This window comes from Peribacillus sp. CSMR9, assembly GCF_033141925.1.
Taxonomy (GTDB): domain Bacteria; phylum Bacillota; class Bacilli; order Bacillales; family DSM-1321; genus Peribacillus; species Peribacillus simplex_A.
This window is the reverse complement of the sequence record NZ_JAOPHO010000053.1, coordinates 1-18,193: the sequence shown is the minus strand read 5'-3', so window position 1 is coordinate 18,193 and position 18,193 is coordinate 1. Positions and strand designations below refer to the sequence as shown.

12 protein-coding genes and 1 pseudogene are annotated in these 18,193 nt (G+C 37.1%); 11 read left to right on the top strand and 2 right to left on the bottom strand.

Annotated elements, in window-relative coordinates; all coding sequences use genetic code 11:
* Window positions 1-394 precede the first annotated feature (394 nt).
* Complete coding sequence (locus tag N9I19_RS18715; RefSeq protein ID WP_061461206.1) at window positions 395-1,726, top strand: peptide MFS transporter; 1,332 nt, start codon at window positions 395-397, stop codon at window positions 1,724-1,726.
* Here N9I19_RS18715 and N9I19_RS25300 read toward each other — a convergent pair.
* Window positions 1,630-1,920, bottom strand: a complete 291-nt coding sequence (locus N9I19_RS25300; RefSeq protein ID WP_411730548.1) for a tyrosine-type recombinase/integrase — start codon at window positions 1,918-1,920, stop codon at window positions 1,630-1,632. The two genes, N9I19_RS18715 and N9I19_RS25300, sit on opposite strands and share 97 nt — an antisense overlap.
* Before the next feature lie 709 nt (window positions 1,921-2,629).
* Here N9I19_RS25300 and N9I19_RS25485 point away from each other — a divergent pair.
* The 7 genes and pseudogenes from N9I19_RS25485 to N9I19_RS18685 form a co-directional block, all read left to right on the top strand.
* Window positions 2,630-2,795: pseudogene (locus tag N9I19_RS25485) on the top strand (IS6 family transposase); the annotation flags it as partial.
* A gap of 200 nt (window positions 2,796-2,995) precedes the next feature.
* The gene (locus N9I19_RS18710; RefSeq protein WP_089364305.1) at window positions 2,996-3,727 is read left to right on the top strand and encodes a GntR family transcriptional regulator; all 732 of its coding nucleotides are present in this window, start codon (window positions 2,996-2,998) and stop codon (window positions 3,725-3,727) included.
* On the top strand, window positions 3,720-5,264 hold the full coding sequence (gene gntK, locus N9I19_RS18705) for a gluconokinase (RefSeq protein ID WP_317778659.1): 1,545 nt from the start codon (window positions 3,720-3,722) through the stop codon (window positions 5,262-5,264). Before N9I19_RS18710 ends, gntK begins: the two co-directional genes overlap by 8 nt.
* An 18-nt stretch (window positions 5,265-5,282) precedes the next feature.
* Window positions 5,283-6,629: a GntP family permease gene (locus N9I19_RS18700; protein WP_061461210.1), complete on the top strand. Its 1,347-nt coding sequence runs from the start codon at window positions 5,283-5,285 to the stop codon at window positions 6,627-6,629.
* Window positions 6,630-6,709: 80 nt separating this feature from the next.
* Window positions 6,710-8,113, top strand: a complete 1,404-nt coding sequence (gene gnd, locus N9I19_RS18695; RefSeq protein ID WP_284468999.1) for a decarboxylating NADP(+)-dependent phosphogluconate dehydrogenase — start codon at window positions 6,710-6,712, stop codon at window positions 8,111-8,113.
* Window positions 8,114-8,270: 157 nt separating this feature from the next.
* Window positions 8,271-8,408 (top strand): hypothetical protein, encoded by a 138-nt coding sequence (locus tag N9I19_RS18690; RefSeq protein ID WP_317778658.1) that lies wholly within the window; start codon window positions 8,271-8,273, stop codon window positions 8,406-8,408.
* 711 nt (window positions 8,409-9,119) lie between these two features.
* Window positions 9,120-9,827, top strand: a complete 708-nt coding sequence (locus tag N9I19_RS18685) for an SH3 domain-containing protein (RefSeq protein WP_289336696.1) — start codon at window positions 9,120-9,122, stop codon at window positions 9,825-9,827.
* Window positions 9,828-12,526: 2,699 nt separating this feature from the next.
* On the opposite strand, the gene N9I19_RS18680 is transcribed toward N9I19_RS18685, so the two are convergent.
* The gene (locus N9I19_RS18680; protein WP_089364298.1) at window positions 12,527-13,666 is read right to left on the bottom strand and encodes an FtsW/RodA/SpoVE family cell cycle protein; all 1,140 of its coding nucleotides are present in this window, start codon (window positions 13,664-13,666) and stop codon (window positions 12,527-12,529) included.
* A gap of 753 nt (window positions 13,667-14,419) precedes the next feature.
* On the opposite strand from N9I19_RS18680, the gene N9I19_RS18675 reads away from it, so the two are divergent.
* The 3 genes from N9I19_RS18675 to catA all read left to right on the top strand — a co-directional run bounded on the left by N9I19_RS18675 (window position 14,420) and on the right by catA (window position 18,043).
* The gene (locus tag N9I19_RS18675; RefSeq protein ID WP_061461216.1) at window positions 14,420-14,659 is read left to right on the top strand and encodes a hypothetical protein; all 240 of its coding nucleotides are present in this window, start codon (window positions 14,420-14,422) and stop codon (window positions 14,657-14,659) included.
* 82 nt (window positions 14,660-14,741) lie between these two features.
* Window positions 14,742-16,973, top strand: a complete 2,232-nt coding sequence (locus tag N9I19_RS18670; protein ID WP_317778657.1) for a transglycosylase domain-containing protein — start codon at window positions 14,742-14,744, stop codon at window positions 16,971-16,973.
* 422 nt (window positions 16,974-17,395) lie between these two features.
* Complete coding sequence (catA, locus tag N9I19_RS18665) at window positions 17,396-18,043, top strand: type A chloramphenicol O-acetyltransferase (RefSeq protein ID WP_317778656.1); 648 nt, start codon at window positions 17,396-17,398, stop codon at window positions 18,041-18,043.
* The last annotated feature ends 150 nt before the right edge of the window (window positions 18,044-18,193 follow it).

Sequence of the window (18,193 nt, the reverse complement as noted above, 5' to 3'; positions counted from 1 at the left end):
ATTTTCTGATAATATAAAATTTTTTTACAACACTAAATATTCTTGAAAGTTTACATACTTTCAACCTCCTTTTTCAAGCAATAAGAATTTTTTCATTTAGAGAGATTGATTACACAGAGGGGTGACATTGTTAGTGGACTAAGAACGTTGACTCGGTTCTGGTGTAACCTTAAATGTTATCAAAATAAACACGAAAATATAGTATAAACACCGAACATGGAAGTTTGCTATCTGATTCATTTTGCACCAGAGACAAGATCGGAAATGAAAACGCTTACTGAAGATGTGTTGGGTGGCCTTCAGCGTTAGATCTAATAAAAAAATACAATTATATTGTGAACGTAAACGATTGGTGGATGGTTTAATATTCAACCATATTGAGGAGGACTTTATTATGCAAGCACTATTAAAAGAAGAAGTTCAGCAGCCAAACCCGTCCAGGAAAAAGCATCCTCTTGGATTGTATATGCTGTTCGCGACTGAGGCATGGGAGCGCTTCAGTTATTACGGAATGAGAGCAATCCTTGTTCTTTACTTAACGGCAACTGTTGTAAACGGCGGGCTTGGAGTCGACAAATCTACGGCTATGGGCATATACGGATTCTTTACTGGTGCCGTTTATATTACGCCAATGATTGGCGGATACTTAACTGACCGTTTCATAGGCAGAAGATTGGCGATTACGATTGGTGGCATTTTAATGGCGCTTGGTAACTTTTCGCTATTCGCAAGTCAGAGTTTGACGGCGCTTTACATTGGTCTTGGTTTATTGATTATCGGTAATGGTTTCTTCAAGCCAAACATCTCGACAATTGTTGGTGATCTTTATGAAGACAACGATCCGCGTCGTGATGGAGCTTTCACCATCTTCTATATGGGTATTAACGTTGGGGCTTTCTTCGCACCATTAATAGTTGGACTTATGAGCTATAAATATGGGTTCCTGACAGCAGCAATTGGCATGATTGTAGGGCAGTTAGTTTTCAACTTATTAGGCAATCGTTATTTAGGCGATATCGGTAAAGAACCTACTGGTAAACCGGAAGTTACAGCTGGTCAAAAATCAGCTGCACCGTTAACGAAAAGAGAACAAAAACGTACAGCGGCTATCGTGATTTTGGCAGTCTTCGTTATTGCGTTCTGGGCCGCTTTCGAGCAGGCAGGAAGTTCATTGACATTGTATGCCAATGACCAAATTGATCGGACTGTATTTGGTTTTGAGGTTCCGACTGCTTGGTTCCAATCATTGAACCCATTATTCATCGTGATTTTAGCGCCAATCATGTCTGCTTTATGGTACAAGCTTGGCAGCTCAAAACGCGGTGACTTAAAAACTCCAACGAAGATGGCTCTTGGTTTGGTCACTGTTGGTTTAGGTTTCTTAGTACTGCTTCCTGCTGTTATGTATACAGGAAACGATACAGCGCTGAAAGTAAATATCCTGTTCATGATTGTAACGTATTTCCTTCATACATTAGCCGAATTAATGATTTCACCAGTTGGCTTATCAATGGTAAGCAAAATTGCGCCAATCAAGCTTGCCTCTCTTCTAATGGGAGTATGGCTGGCAAGTTCCGCGGTAGCTAATATGGTAGCCGGCCAATTAGCTGCATATACGCAGTCTTTAGGTTACCTGGAAATCTTCAGTGTAATTGGTTTTGTAACAATTGGTTTAGGTATTGTACTATTGCTTCTTTCGAAGCCAGTAGCAAAGCTGATGAAATAATGAGAAAAGGAGCTGACCCAAAAGGCATATAATGTGCCTTTTGGGTCGAGCTTTTTTGTATATGGCCGTGCTTTGTGGAATATCATTGGTGTATTTATGTCTGAATGCTTTAATATCTCTTGTATCTCTTTTATACCTGCACCAGCATCAATGAGAAGAGATGTGTGGGTATGTCTAAAACTGTGTGGAGTGATGTGCTTTTTTAATCTTCATATGCTTCATTTGTTCAGATTGTATTAAGTTTTTGTGATTCTTAGTGTGTTCTTTATGAGGTCAAGGCCAGACCACTTTTGAGTAAGGATTTCTTCCAAACGAACTCCCGTATACTCTAAGTTGCAAAGGCAAGATAGTCAAAAGAAAGTCCATATTCTTTAGAAATACTTAAGAATGCCTTCAATTCACTTAATTCCAAAAATCTATCTTTTGGTTCTTTTTCTTCAACGTCTTTATTGGGGATGAAGTTTAGTTTACTTACACTTTTTGTACTATATAGTCTACAACAAAAGACCATGACATTTACAACATATGATGAGCAGGCAAATAAAGAATCTAATAGTATACTAGTATTGTGTCTTCCCATTTGGGAAATGGCACAGCCGGTGATTGGCTAGTGGGTATTTTGCCAAGCGGTTATATCTAATTGTTAAAACAAAGTTGATTGGAGCGGGTGTGCGAGACTCCTGCGGGAAAAGCGCGTCCAAGGGAGACCCCACAGGCGCAAAGGCGCCGAGGAGGCTCCCGGACCGCCCGCGGAAAGCGAGTGCCCTACGTTCTAATCAACGTTCGAATTTTTAAAACCCTCAAAAAAACTGTAGACAAACTCGATTTTCATCGAGTTTGTCTACAGTCTGAGGCCTCCCACAGTTTACTGATGGGAGGCCTTTTCTTATTTGTTGTCAGTGAAGACAAAATTCCATGTTGGGAATGAAATCGTTTCGAACAGCCACCTATATTTTGAGTGGTATCGAAGTAAGCGTATGGTTTAAAAAAATCAATCTCATCAACAGGCAAAGTCTGCACAAAATGAGGTTGAATTGGGATTCATAAGTTGTTCGGAGTAGCTGCTTAATCCCAAAGTTAACAGGATATTACCATTCTATGTTTCTATTTCATTATTTTTGCACTAGAACCTTCTAAACTCCCCAATAAACTTTGACTTTTATTAACGAGAATCTAGTTAAATTCAAAAAAAAGGCGCTTGCATTATTAATTTTTTTGATTATAATACTTGTATACAAGTGTACTTGAACTCTATTAGAAGGTGAATTTATGGTCGAATCAAAGGAATTTCTTTATCCTGTAAAATGGCTTTCAAAAGCTTCAGCTGGTGATCGTGTAACATCCGAACTTAGAATGCGTATTATTTCGGGTATGATTGAAAGCGGTACCATCCTATCCGAAAATAAATTAGCTGCTGATTTCGGTGTTAGCCGCTCACCCATTCGTGAAGCGTTAAAAATACTGGCATCTGAAAATATCATCCGATTAGAAAGAATGGGTGCGGTTGTCATTGGTTTAACAGAAAAAGAATATGCAGAAATTTATGATGTGCGTTTACTCATCGAGACGTTTGTATTTGAACGGCTAGTAAGAATGGACACGAATGAATTAGTAATGGAACTTAGTAAAATACTAGAAATGATGAAAATTTCCATAAAATACCGAGATGCTGATGAGTTTTCCAATCAGGATGTCATATTCCATGAAACAATTATTCGGTCCATCAATCATTCCTACATCCTGATGATCTGGGATAATTTAAAATCTGTGATGGAAAGTTTGATTCTTCTATCCATGCGGAGTCGTTTTAAAGAAAAGTATGAAGACTTTACACGGATCATAAATAATCATCAACTTTATATTGATGCGATTAAAACAAAAGATCGAGACCTTATGATTAAGTCGTTACATAAAAATTTTGATGATGTTCAAGAGAAAGTTGAAGACTTATGGATGTCCCAACAGATGCTTTCAAAAGGGGTCGAACAAGAAAATGACTAGCTATATGTTAGGTGTAGATATCGGTACAACAAGTACAAAAGCTGTATTATTTACGAAAAAAGGCGATGTCATTCAGCAAGAGAACATTGGTTATCCTCTTTACACACCTGATATGACAACGGCGGAACAAGACCCTGAGGAGATTTTTCAGGCTGTTTTGAAAGCCTTTTCAAATATAACGAAACAGCATTCAGATAAAAAACTATCATTTATTTCATTTAGCAGTGCGATGCATAGTGTTATAGCTATGGATGAAAATGACCAGCCGCTAACCCCTTGTATCACTTGGGCAGATAATCGCAGTGAAGCTTGGGCCCATAAAATAAAAGATGAATTAGATGGGCATGAAGTTTACAAACGAACCGGAACACCTATACACCCGATGTCACCATTATCCAAGATCACCTGGATTGTGAATGAATGCCCAGAGATTGCAACCAATGTTAAAAAGTACATCGGGATTAAAGAATATATCTTTAAAAAGTTCTTTGATCAATATGCTGTCGATTATTCCCTTGCGTCATCCATGGGCATGTTGAATCTCAAAAATTTGGATTGGGATGAGGAAGCCCTAAGAATTGCTGGAATAACACGTGGTCAATTATCTGAGCTCGTACCAACAACAAAGATTTTTAACAACTGTGATCCGGATTTAGCCAAACAAATGGGGATTGACCCAGAAACCTCTTTCGTCATTGGGGCAAGTGATGGTGTTCTTTCAAATCTAGGTGTAAACGCTATCCGGAAAGGTGAAATCGCTGTCACGATTGGGACAAGCGGTGCGATTCGGACGATTATTGACGAGCCGAAAACAGACGAAAAAGGAAGAATCTTTTGCTATGCCTTAACGGAAAAGCATTGGGTGATTGGCGGGCCGGTAAACAATGGCGGGATGGTCCTTCGCTGGATTCGCGATGAATTTGCTTCATCTGAGGTAGAAACAGCTAAAAGACTCGGAATCGACGCTTATGAAGTTTTAACCAAGATTGCCGAACGTGTAAGACCAGGGGCTGATGGATTGTTATTCCAACCATATCTTGCAGGTGAACGTGCACCATTATGGAATCCGGACGTACGGGGTTCATTTTTCGGATTAACACTGTCGCATAAGAAAGAACATATGATTCGAGCGGCTCTAGAGGGAGTCATTTACAATTTATACACAGTATTTTTAGCCTTAACCGAATGCATGGACAGTCCCGTGACCCGTATTCAAGCTACGGGTGGCTTCGCTAGGTCGGCTGTTTGGCGGCAAATGATGTCCGATATCTTCGAATCGGAAGTCGTGGTTCCGGAAAGCTACGAAAGTTCCTGCCTGGGTGCTTGTATATTAGGATTATATGCCACAGGGGAAATTGAGTCCTTCGAAGTAGTTTCAGAAATGATAGGCAATACCCACAAGCACACACCGATAGCTGATTCTGTAAAAGAATATAGGCAACTACTGCCGATTTTTATTAACCTATCAAGGGTATTGGAAAACGAATATACACAGGTTGCGAATTATCAAAGAAACTTAATAAATGCTGCAAAGTAAAGACATGGAGGAATTACAATGCCATTAGTTATTGTCGCTTTAGGAATTGTCGCTTTATTAATTTTAATAATGGGCTTAAAATTAAACACCTTTATTTCCTTAATCATTGTGTCGTTTGGAGTGGCTTTAGCACTTGGGATGCCACTTGATGGAATTGTCAAAACCATTGAAGCAGGATTAGGCGGAACACTTGGTCACTTAGCGTTAATCTTTGGACTTGGAGCGATGTTGGGTAAGTTAATCGCAGATTCAGGCGGCGCGCAGCGCATTGCCATGACCCTTGTTAAAAAATTCGGTGAAAAGAATATTCAATGGGCAGTCGTAGCAGCATCATTTATTATCGGTATCGCGTTATTTTTTGAAGTGGGATTAGTATTATTAATTCCAATCGTATTTGCGATTTCAAGAGAATTAAAAGTTTCGATATTATATCTTGGTATTCCAATGGTAGCGGCATTATCCGTGACTCACGGTTTCTTACCGCCGCACCCGGGACCAACCGTTATCGCTGGTGAATATGGTGCAGACATTGGTCAGGTTTTACTGTACGGCTTCATCATTGCGGTACCAACCGTTATTTTAGCTGGACCAGTATTTACAAAGATAGCTAAAAGATTAGTACCTGACTCATTTACGAAAACAGGCAGCATTGCCTCTTTAGGAGAACAAAAATCTTTTAAACTTGAAGACACACCTGGATTTGGAATCAGTGTATTTACCGCTTTACTTCCGGTTATATTAATGTCAATTGCTACGATTATCACTTTGATGCAAAAAACAATGGGATTTGAAGATAATGGTTTACTGGCAGCTATCCGTTTTATTGGCGAAGCCGGTACTTCCATGTTGCTTTCCTTATTATTTGCGGTCTATTCAATGGGATTAGCAAGAAAGATTCCAATGAAAGATATTATGGAATCTTGTACCTCAGCAATCTTGCATATCGGAATGATGCTCTTAATCATAGGGGGCGGCGGAGCCTTCAAGCAAGTATTGATCGACGGCGGTGTAGGTGACTATGTAGCTGAATTATTCAAAGGAACATCATTATCACCAATCCTGCTTGCCTGGATCATCGCGGCAATCCTGCGTATTTCCTTAGGATCTGCTACCGTTGCTGCCTTAACGACAGCTGGTTTAGTAATTCCGATGTTAGGTCAGACTGACGTTAACCTTGCTCTAGTTGTACTTGCTACAGGAGCGGGAAGTTTAATCGCTTCACACGTTAACGATGCTGGCTTCTGGATGTTTAAAGAGTATTTTGGTTTAAGCATGAAAGAAACATTTGCAACATGGACCTTGCTTGAGACGATTATTTCAGTAGCCGGATTAGGATTTATTCTATTACTAAGCTTATTTGTATAGGCCTTTCCCGGCAGTAAATCCCCCACTTATAGTAGGGATTTACTGCCTATTATTCTTACATAGAAGGAGCAGAAAATTAAATGTACAATACAATTGGTGTCATTGGTTTAGGGGTAATGGGCAGTAATATCGCTTTAAATATGGCTAGTAAGGGGGAAAAAGTAGCTGTCTATAACTACACAAGAGATTTAACGGATCAGCTTGTTGCTGAATTGGATAGTCAGTCGCTCCATCCGTATTACGAAATCCAGGACTTTGTTCAGTCACTGGAAACGCCAAGAAAGATTTTTCTAATGGTGACTGCGGGCAAGCCGATCGACTCGGTGATCAATTCATTGCTTCCTCATCTTGAATCAGGCGATATTATCATGGACGGCGGCAACTCCCATTACGAAGATACTGAACGCAGATATGATGAATTGAAATCTAAAGGAATCAGTTATTTGGGAATTGGTATTTCTGGTGGAGAAGTCGGGGCGTTAAAAGGACCTTCAATCATGCCGGGTGGAGATAAAGACGCCTATGAAAAAGTAGCTCCAATTCTGACAAAAATCGCAGCACAAGTAAATGATGACCCTTGCTGTACCTATATCGGTCCAAAAGGAGCAGGTCATTTTGTGAAAATGGTACATAACGGGATTGAGTATGCAGATATGCAATTAATCGCCGAAGCCTATACATTTTTAAGAGAAAAGCTGCATTTGGAAGTTAATGAAATTGCTGGCATCTTTGAAACATGGAATCAAGGCGAACTGAAAAGTTATTTAATCGAAATCACTGCCGAAATTTTAAGGAAAAAAGATGAAGTAACGGGCTTACCCTTGATCGATGTGATTCTTGATAAAGCAGGACAAAAGGGTACAGGCAAATGGACCAGCATGCAAGCTATTGATAACGGAATACCAGCATCGATTATTACAGAGTCTTTGTTTGCTCGTTACATTTCCGCTTTAAAAGAAGAACGGGTCAATGCAGAACATATTCTAACAGGCCCTGAGAACGATCAGCAAAAATTAGATAAAAATGAGTGGATTGACTATATTAGACAAGCATTATATATGGGAAAAGTTTGTGCATACGCGCAAGGTTTTACTCAATATAAAATGACTTCTGAACTTTACGGCTGGGATTTGCCTTTAAAGGATATTGCGCTGATTTTCCGTGGTGGCTGCATCATTCGTGCAGAATTTTTAAACGTCATTAGCGAAGCCTATCAAGAGCAGCCGAATCTGGCTAATTTATTAATCTCACCATATTTTGCCGAAAAGGTTACGGATTACCAGGTAGGATTGCGAAAGGTTGTCTGTGAGGGAATAAACTCCGGTATCTCGTTTCCATGTTTAAGCGCTTCACTCACTTATTACGATAGTTATCGAAAAGGCATCTCAAATGCTAACCTTTTGCAAGCACAACGTGATTATTTTGGTGCACATACCTATGAACGACGTGATTTAGCAGGAGTCTTTCACACAAACTGGCAGTGATAGAAAGTGACAAAAGAAACAGTCATTTCTCAATAAGCGTTCATGAATTTAAAATGAATTAATTTGATAAACTCTTGAAAAATCTGTCATTGATTGACAATGATATGTTTCCTGCTCTTGTATCAAAAGATGCGGTATATCAAAAAGCAAAAAACTGATGGAAATGACAGGAATTGAAAAGCTTGCAGATAATACGATCACTCAAGGCTCTGGCGGCCAGCTGCAGATCATGCATAACGATATTAAGAAAAGAGAAGAAAGCATTATGAAATGGTTAGTAGAAAATGGATTCTAATTTTTAAATGGCATTCGCATAAAGTTCATATGGAAACTTTATTTGGTAAGTTCGAAAGGAAAAATGAAGAAAAGGAAAGACATGCTAACAATTTGTTAACGCAATCAAGCGGAAAACGATAAAATCTCGTTAAAGATGTTACACCACTGATTAGCAAAAACCTTGCTATAACACATTTTTAGCACATATTGTTAAAGATATTACACACTCTTACCATACGGGCGGCATGATGTAATAATTGCTTAAATCCCTTGAAATATAGGGGTTTAACGAGGATTTAGAAATGGATGCTCACCTAACATGTAAATATTTTTAAAGTGAAGGTCTTCCATCAGTTTATTGAACTGCTGGGAGGCCTTTTCTTTCATGTTGTCAGTCGTATGAGCATAGAAGTTTATCGTTGTTTGAATATCTGTATGTCCTAATCGCTGTTGAATTTCTATCAACCCCACCCATGCTTGGCACGGGGCAAGGCGCCAAGACCAACCAGGTGTAACACCCACAATGGATAAGGATAGATAGGAGATAGCGGCTATGCAAGAGAAGGAAGGTAAGCGAATAGATGATCTAATCGTATAGGGAAACAGAAGAAAGGAAAAGGAAATCTTATCGGTATCCCTAACAACTTCTGGATAGGCTAAACTTATCTAGACAGAAAATTCAAGGTCAGGTAGACTACAGATACAACTAGTTATAGAAAAGAGGTCCGATATGCGACGTGATATACAACCGAATGAACGAGCTTTCTCTTCCAAGGAAGTGGCAGAAGAAGTGGGGATTGCAACTCCCACTGTTCGAAAGTATGGTCAAATCTTAGAAAGGAATGGATATGAGTTTTTGAAAGATGGAGATCGACGTATCTTTGTTCAATCTGACATCGGGGTGCTTATAGCGCTACGCGATACGGACAAGCCCCTAGACGATACAGCTAAAGACCTTGTATTTCAACAAAAAGAAAGATTAGAAGGATCCAATGAAACAGAGATAGCGATACCCGATACATATGAAAATTTACCCCACGACCCCAATCAATTAAAAGAGGTCTTAATGTTTTTAGTCAATGAACTCGCAGCCACACGTGAAATGAATGTCCAACTGACAAGCGATATGTCAGAGCTTAAAACAAAGGTTTCCCGGCTCCAGCAAGATCATCATGTTATAAGTTCTAGTATTGGAAATTCAGCGCAAAGAACTAATACTAAAATTGAACAATTAACTGAACAACAAAATATCCATTACGAAACATTGCTGCAGCAAGAAAAACAAAAAAGTGAAATCTTACAAAAAGAAATACAAAATATGCGGGACGAACAGAAAAAAGACTGGAGTTCACAAAATGAATTTAATAAACGTTTAGAAGAAGCGATACAAAAACGTTCAGAAAAATGGTGGGGGCTTTTCTCCATATTCAGAAAATAAGGTGACTGTTATGTTTTTTTGCCTAACTGTGTAATGATTTGTGGAAGCAAAATTATTGATGTAGAAACATTTGATAAATCTTTTTTTATATAATGATGGATAAAAGCATAGTGACATATATGATTCGCATAGCTGAAACACAGAATTAAGAAAGAGTATTTCAACTTTACAGGATTTGGTGCCTGCTATGTAATCGCTCGGCGATACCAATGTTTCGCAAGTTCTACCAGAGGCAAACAGAGGCTCAATTGAAATTCATTAGAGATTTGTTTAAGCGATATGCATCTAAAACAAAATCACAATTTGAGGCAAGCAAAAAAGGCATGTTTGATAAAATGGAGTTGAGGCGGTTGAAAACTGCATTCAAAAAAAGAGTCATTCTTAATAGAGTTGCTCCAGACAGTGGTTGATCGGTTCTTTTTTTTGTGTGTTTTGTATCGCTGGGCGATATAACTTGGTTTAATAGAAAAGCTATGTTCGATATCAAAAACATGATATACATCCGAATGAACGAGTATCTCTTCTAAGGTAGTGGAAGAAGAAATGGGGATGCAACACCCACTGTCAAAAGTATGGTCAAAACTTAGAATGAAACGGATATGTGTTTTTAAGATGGTGATTGCCTATCTTTATTCAATCCGACATCGAAGCGGTCATAGCGTTACGCGATACGGACAAGCCCCTAGAGGATACGGCTAGGACCTTGTGTACCTACAAAAAGATAGATTAGAAGAAACTAATGAAACAGAGATAACGATACCCGATACATATGATAATTTAACCCATAATCCCAAACAATTAAAAGAGATTTTAATTGTTTTAACCAATGAACTCGTAGCTACGCGTGAAATGAACATCCACTGACAAACGATATGTCTCAGCTTAAAACAACGGTTTCCAGCTCCAGAAAGATCCATGTCCTTAATAGTGTTCCTCAAGAAAGGGGCTGATCGGTTCTTTTGTGTGTTTCGTATCGCTGGGCGATATAACATACAAATAAATCCACAGAACCTTCATCCTTAATATGATAGGATATACATCCGAATGAATGAGCAGCCTCTTCCAAGGAAGTGGCATAAGAAATAGAGAGGCAAAATCCACTGTTCGAAGGTATGTTTAAAACTTAGAGCGAAATGGATAGGAGCTGTTAAGATGGCGATTGGCATATCTTCGTTCAATCCGACATCGAAACGCTTATAGCGTTACGCGATACGGGCAATCCTCTAAACGATAGAGCTAAAGACTGTTGTATCAAGAAATAGAAAGATTAGAAGGAACCAATGAAACAGCGATAGCGATACTCGATACATATGACAACATATTTAACCCATGTTCTCATTCAATTAAAAGGGATCTTAATGTTTTTAACCAATGAACTCGCAGCTACGCGTGAAATGAACCTCTAACTGACAAACGATATGTCACAGCATAAATCTGAACAACAAAAAAACATTATGGAAGCAAATCAAAAGTGGAAATTCCTTTGTTCCAACTATTCGGAATAACCATTTTCAAATTTCAACAATTTCCCGAGAAATATCTACAAATTCTGAGTAGATATCGACAAAATTAGGCTTTTAAAAGAGATAGCGATACCCGATACATATGACAATATATTTAACCCATGTTCTCATTCAATTAAAAGAGATCTTATTGTTATTAACCAATGAACTCGCAGCTACGCGTGAAATGAACCTCTAACTGACAAACGATAACGATATGTCACAGCTTAAAACTGAACAACAAAAAACCCATTACGAAACATTACTGCAATTAGAAAAAGGTTTCATTCCCTTTTTTAGTCCCCTATACAATCTTCAGGTGTTAATTTTCGTTAATAACTATTTAAACCTAAGGCAACCAAATCAAAAGTGGAAATTCCTTTGTTCCAACTATTCGGGATAACCATTTTCAAATTTCAACAATTTCCCGAGAAATATCTACAAATTCTGAGTAGATATCGACAAAATTAGAGGCTTCTAAAGGCGAATTGTTTTTGCTGATAAAAAAGTAGAATTTGTATAGCCATTACTTACCAGAGAGTTTGTAGTTGCTCCATTATGGAACACAAAAAATGATCAACTTATATAAAAGAATAATCCAATTAAATAGTATAAGGGCATGTTTTGCTTAATCTTTTTTCAAAACATGCCCTTTCTATTTATTCATTTATCAGGTTTCTTGGATTAATTTGATCAAACTTTGTTTCAAAGCTACACTTTTATAAATTAGCAAAAATTCCCTTGTCTTAGTTATGATAGATGGAAATAGAAAAAAGGTGGATATTATATGAAATTATCAATACTTGTAGCCCCTTTTTGCATAAAAAAGAGCTGCCTTAAAGACAGCTCCGATCTTCATGCACCCGTTTAGTTGATTAAGAATGTTTTACTCTGGCCTAACGGCAGTTAAATAAGACTCCAGAGTTCGATGGCGTAGAGCATGTCAGCAATCATACCTTACCGAAAACGTGTGGATATTGGTTTTACAAGTTCATAAAGGCTATTGCCATGTTGCAACGAATCCTTCATCATTCGCATCTATCCGTTACCCTGCGCTATATTGGGATTACAGAAGAAGAAACCCACAATGTATTAAAGTCATTTAGTGTCTTTAATAATTCATAACAAATAAATGGCCTCTTTTTAGTAGGTTTCTTTTGATAACTTCACTTTTTAAAAAATTATTGTTATTTCAAATTAGCCAAACATAAATGCTCTTTTTCGATAGCTTATTGAAAAAATTAATCCTATTGCTAACATATTCCCCATTAATGAGCTGCCTCCGTAACTTATAAAAGGTAAGGGTATCCCTGTTATAGGTAGTAAACCTATGTTCATTCCAATATTCTCGAAAATATGGAAAAAAATCATTGAAACCACACCTACACATAGGTAAGATTCAAAACTATTTTTGACATCTAACGCTAACTTCACCATGCCCGAAATAAGGAAGAAATAAATTGTTATTAAAATACTAGATCCTAGGAAACCATATTTAGAAGCAATAACGCTAAATATAAAATCTGTGTGTGCCTCAGGAACGTATACCCCGCTTCCTTTATAACCAGAAACTCCACCTGATCCTATGGCAAGCAAGGCTTTGATTAAGTTAAAACCCTCTCCTGATTTATAAGACTCTGGATCAATCCAAGCATAAATCCTTCCTAATTGAAATATTTTTATCCCCATTAAACGAAGAATTTCAGGGTGAAGAAAAACTAAGTACAATATTCCACTCACAATTGATCCTCCAATAATAAAAATACCACCAATTATTCTCCATGATATTCCTGAAACAAATAATATCCCTATAAAAATACACATTAATACTAAAGATGTACCTAAATCTGGTTGTTTCATAATTAAAAGTATTGGAAGAAGTGTTGCAGCCCCCATCTTAATTAATAGAAAAAAATCCGTTTTCAAAGTTTTGTCTTCATATTTATTATGATGTTTTTGTATTAAGTAACTTAAACAAATTATTAAAGATATTTTAGTAAACTCAGCTGGCTGAAGAGACCCAATCCCAGGAATTTGAAACCAACTTTTGGCTCCATTTATTTCTCGTGCTATTGACTCAGGCGACAAAATTAATGCAATTAATAGAAATAAACTAAGCGAGTAAAAAAACCAATTCAAGCGAAATATTTGTTCAGAATCCAAATACATAACTCCTAAAATCATACCGAAACCTATAAAATACCAAGTTACTTGTCTAAATAAAAAATCCCCTTCGTATTGACCAAATTCTTGAGCAGTGTGTATAGCTATACAACTAGTTATAAATAGCAAAAGTAAAAGTGTAACTAGGTTGTAATCAAACTTTGAATTTTTCATATTTTTCCCCTTGTAAAATATTTACTCATGTTATAATTTAACTCTATTTTACTAAAAATGTAAATTCATTAGTGCCCTAAGACGGGTTGAAAATCCAGCTCTCTTTTAAGTCGCTCTTGAGAAATATTATTCAGCTAAGAAAAGTAAAAAAATAAAAATCCAGCCCTGAAAAGCTTCAAGGATGGATTTAGACAAACACCAAGATCCTTAGGGTGTCTCTTGGATAATTATGGTCTATAGATAGGGATGTTATCCAGGTTATTACGTTAAACGAACATAATATATAGAAAAAGAGAATGTGCTTATAAATGGGAAAAATCCAGCTGCCATAATTGGTGGCTTTTTTAATGACTAAAGTGCAGATTTGGTCTTTATATAGAGGGGGGAATCGAGGAATAAATGCTTTTGCCCCCTTATTACTAAGGTTCCTTTCGAATTAATATAAATGGACTGTGTAATGGACTGAAAAAAATGAAATTTACACGCTTTGATCTTTTTAGGCTGTATCTATGGTATTCATGAAATATTTATAGATGGTACACAAAGGTATTTCTCAAAAATAGTAGGAATGTTATCCATCATTTTATCAACATGGGTATTTGCTTCATGTATAACGTCTTTGAAAGACAAAGCTGGCCGATAATTGCATTCTTATTCAGTATTATATAAATTTTAAGACTATTCGCTTCAAATAAGTAGACGTGTTTCCCTACTTAAGACAATCAGAAGTGGTTCTCGAAAGGGGGATTTAATTTGAAGAAATTTATTGTTTGTTATACCTTGGAAAATGATATTAAACGAGAAAAAATAATAAAAGGGCCAGATGTAAAGAAGGAAGACGTTTTACAAGATGTATTAGATAAGATAGTACGAAGTAATTACTTTATTGCGAAAACCGACCAAGGAGAGTATAGGATAAATTCTTCCTTAATACGTTATATACAGGTTTTGCATGAAATGCATTGTTTTAAATACCATACTGATCATCAATGACTAGTGAGTAAATAAAAGGTTATTTCTTTGAATAGTTTTCTTCAATTTTGTTGAGTAACCTTGAATATGGGAGAGAAGATTAATGTCAGAAACGTATCGTTCTCGTCAGGAACGAAAACAAGTGGAAAAAACAAAACAAGATCAAAAAAAAGGTAAGAACTCCCCTAAAAGAAGGTCTTTCTTGAAAAAAGTTTTACTTGGGTGCTTACTGTTAGGTGTTGTTTCAATTGGAATAGGGGCAGTTACGGTTGCAGCAATGATTAAGGATGCACCTAAAATAGATGCTTCAAAACTAGTCGATCCGCTTTCTACCAAATTATACGATAAAAACGGGAACTTCCTTTACGAATATGGTAAAGAAAAACGGACAAAAATTACGTATTCTCAAGTTCCAAAAATGTTGGAACATGCTTTCATTGCCACGGAGGATGCACATTTTTATGAACACAATGGCATTGATATAAAAGGAACTGCGAGAGCAATCTTCAAGAACCTAAAAGGGGATTTCGGATCTCAAGGCGGAAGTACGATTACACAGCAGGTCATTAAAAACTCCTTTTTGTCACCTCAGAAAACAATAAAGCGAAAGGTACAGGAATGGAGCTTGGCCTATCAGCTTGAGCAAAAGTATTCCAAACATCAAATCTTAATGATGTATTTTAATAAGATCTACCTTGGAGACGGGGCATATGGTGTAGCAGCTGCCGCCGAAAATTACTACGGAATCGATGCCGATCATCTAAATAAACTAACGCTTCCAGAGGTCGCTATGCTGGCGGGGCTCCCACAGAGTCCAAGTTATTATGATCCCACTGAACCCGAACATGTGAAAGCTGCAACAAATCGTCGTAATATTGTTTTAGAAGCTATGTATAAACAAGGGTATATTACGAAAAAGCAATTGGAGGATGCAAAGAAGGTTCCAGTTACATCAGGACTTGTTCCAAAAACGAAAAAGCAGGGAATGCCGTACGAGGCGTTTTTGGACGCTGTTGTAAAAGAAGTTGAAGGAAAGCTGAAAAATGTAGATATCAGTTCGGATGGATTATCTATTTATACGACGCTAGATCCAAAAGCTCAGACCTTTGCGGACAAAATAATGAACACCGATACGATTATTTCTTATCCAAATGAAAATTTTCAAGGAGCCTTCGTATTTTTAGATACAAAAACAGGAGAAGTACGAGCTATTGGAAGCGGTCGAAACCAATATAAAGCTTCCTTCCGAGGCAACAACTTTGCGGTTGATATTAAACGTCAACCAGGATCTACTTTCAAGCCAGTCTTTGATTATGGTCCGGCTATTGAAAATTCAAAATGGTCTACAGCACACCAAATTAATGATCATGAGATAACCTACTCAAATGGTCAATCTATTTCTAACTGGGATCATCGATATCACGGAAAGTTGTCGATTAGAACAGCACTTCAATGGTCATACAATATTCCAGCACTCCTTACCCTTCAAGAAGTAGGGATGGATAAAGCACAAAACTTTGCAGAAAATCTGGGTATTACTTTTAATAATAATAAGGTGTACGAATCATATGCGATTGGAAGTAACACGGTTAATCCATTAGAGTTGGCAGGGGCATATAGTGCTTTTGGAAATAACGGTGAATACAATACACCACATTTTGTTCGTAAAGTTGTTTATCCTGATGGCAGAGTTGTTAATTTAACTCAAAAGCCAAAACGTGTTATGCATGATCACACAGCTTATTTGGTGACGGATATGTTACGGACAGTCGTAAAATCTGGTACAGGAAAAACAGCAAATGTCCTTGGACTAGATGTGGCTGGAAAAACTGGCACAACCAATTTTGACAGTAAAACCAGAGCACAATATGGATATCCAGCCGGTTCGGTAAATGATAGTTGGTTCGCTGGTTATACACCGCAATACACTATGGCGGTTTGGACTGGATATACTAAAAATGGTCCAGGTAATTATATGGATGGAAATACAACTAAAATCTCGCACCAAATGTTTAAGGCCATGCTGGAAGCGTTTGGAACAGACAAAAGTAGCTTCCAGCAGCCTAGTGATGTATACCGGGTGAATAATGAACTGTTCATTAAAGGTGCAAATCCTGAAGAAGCTCCACAAGTTATAAAAAATAATAAAAATAAACAATTTGATATTGGTGGAAATAAAGAGGATAAAAAACACAAACAAGAGGAAGGAAAGCATAAACAACAAGAGGAAAAGAAACACAAACAAGAGGAAGAGAAGCATAAACACCAAGAGGAGAAACACAAACAAGGGGAAGAGAAGCATAAACACCAAGAGGAAAAGGAACACAAGCAATAAAGATTTTTAGGATGGGATCGCATTGGTTCCATCCTTTTTTATGATACACATAAGAGAATGTGATGGTTTCTACTTAAACTATAAGGTGCTTTACTTCAATAAGGGAGTTGCTTTGAAGTGACCCAAAAAGTTAGACACTTTATTTAATTAGGCAGCCTTGAGGGCATGAACCCGGTAATCTACCGGGCTCATGCCTCAGTTTGTCGACAAAAGGGGTTCGGAATGTATTATTTCCGAACCCCTTTTGATATTCTGTGAGGGGCGAGGCAGTTAATGGAAGAAAGTAATATCTGTAAATTGATTTTAGTCGGAATACTTGATAATGTGGTGGTGTAAATTAGTTTACAAAAGGATGATTGTCATGAAAAAAGCAGAGGAAATAGCCTCCTAAATCAAATAAAACATATTAGGAGGCGTTGTATATGAAATTCAATATAATTGATCGTGAAAATTGGTATCGAAAAGAGTACTTCGAACACTATTTACAACAACAAACAACGTTCAGTATAACGAATGAAATTAATATTACTGTTCTTATGAAGAACTTAAAGAAGAAGAATTATAAGTTATATCCTGCGTTTATTTTTATGGTTACAAATATAGTTAATTCCCATCGAGAATTTAAAACCAGTTTTAACCCAGAAGGGAATTTAGGTTATTGGTCAGAAATTTTGCCTTCTTATACAATTTTTGATAAGAAGACATACACATTTTCTAGCATATGGTCACCAAATGTAAGTAGGTTTTCTGAATTTTATTCTCAGTATGAAAAAGATGTAGAAGAATACAATGGTACGGGTAGTTTATTTCCAAAGACTCCTGTACCAGATAATAATATTCCGATATCTATGATCCCTTGGAGTTCTTTTACAGCATTTAATTTAAATATTAATAATGGTGGAGATTTTCTCTTACCCATTATAACTGGGGGGAAATATTCACAAATAAAAGATGAATGGTTCTTACCTGTCTCGTTACAAATTCATCATGCTGTTTGTGATGGTTATCATGCAAGTGTTTTTATGAATGACTTACAAAGGTTTGCTGATGAAAGTGCAGACTGGCTCTAATTGTTCATTGGGAAAATATCTAAAAGGGGAACTGTGAAAGCGAGGGCACTGAAAAAGTCCCTTCGGGCCAATTGAGGTAGATTTTCTCAGTTTATTGTGAGGAAATCTACCTTTTTTTGTTTTATAATCAAAGGTAATAAATTTATGTGG

Coding starts and splice junctions, on each gene's coding strand:
- N9I19_RS18710 (WP_089364305.1), top strand. CDS start 2,996: ATGGTCGAATCAAAGGAATTTCTTTATCCTGTAAAATGGCTTTCAAAA.
- N9I19_RS18680 (WP_089364298.1), bottom strand. CDS start 13,666: ATGAAAAATTCAAAGTTTGATTACAACCTAGTTACACTTTTACTTTTG.
- N9I19_RS18670 (WP_317778657.1), top strand. CDS start 14,742: ATGTCAGAAACGTATCGTTCTCGTCAGGAACGAAAACAAGTGGAAAAA.
- N9I19_RS18715 (WP_061461206.1), top strand. CDS start 395: ATGCAAGCACTATTAAAAGAAGAAGTTCAGCAGCCAAACCCGTCCAGG.
- gntK (WP_317778659.1), top strand. CDS start 3,720: ATGACTAGCTATATGTTAGGTGTAGATATCGGTACAACAAGTACAAAA.
- N9I19_RS18690 (WP_317778658.1), top strand. CDS start 8,271: ATGGAAATGACAGGAATTGAAAAGCTTGCAGATAATACGATCACTCAA.
- catA (WP_317778656.1), top strand. CDS start 17,396: ATGAAATTCAATATAATTGATCGTGAAAATTGGTATCGAAAAGAGTAC.
- N9I19_RS18700 (WP_061461210.1), top strand. CDS start 5,283: ATGCCATTAGTTATTGTCGCTTTAGGAATTGTCGCTTTATTAATTTTA.
- gnd (WP_284468999.1), top strand. CDS start 6,710: ATGTACAATACAATTGGTGTCATTGGTTTAGGGGTAATGGGCAGTAAT.
- N9I19_RS18685 (WP_289336696.1), top strand. CDS start 9,120: ATGCGACGTGATATACAACCGAATGAACGAGCTTTCTCTTCCAAGGAA.